Source organism: Rhodococcus sp. EPR-147 (assembly GCF_001647185.1).
GTDB lineage: Bacteria > Actinomycetota > Actinomycetes > Mycobacteriales > Mycobacteriaceae > Rhodococcoides.
This window is the reverse complement of record NZ_LVCU01000048.1, coordinates 1-392: the sequence shown is the minus strand read 5'-3', so window position 1 is coordinate 392 and position 392 is coordinate 1. Positions and strand designations below refer to the sequence as shown.

Annotated in this window: 1 pseudogene; it reads left to right on the top strand. The window is 67.1% G+C overall.

Annotated elements, in window-relative coordinates:
* Nucleotides 1-58 precede the first annotated feature (58 nt).
* A pseudogene (locus tag A2J02_RS02065) lies at nt 59-392 on the top strand (hypothetical protein); the annotation flags it as partial.

Sequence of the window (392 nt, the reverse complement as noted above, 5' to 3'; positions counted from 1 at the left end):
CTCTTCCGTCGTTGGTCCATTCACGGCGGAGGTCTGCCACTGCCGAGGATCACAACGAATGTCCGTATCAACGCTGCACCACCACACCGGCCCCACCTCCCTGCGGTCTCTGCCGAGGCCTCGATCGCGCGTTCAACTCGTCGCACCCGATCTGCGGATCGCCGACAGTCCCGCCGCGTCGGTGCTTCGAGTCGCCTGCGTCGAAGGCCCCATCTCGCGCGAACGTGCCGCTCGCGCAACCGGTTCGAGTATCGCCACGGTCAACCGTCAGGTGTCGGCCTTGCTCGCCGTCGGACTGCTCCGTGAGCGCGCAGACCTGACGGCACCCGGCGCGATCGGACGCCCACGGGTGCCGTTCGAGGTCAACCACGAACCGTTCTCGACCATCGGCA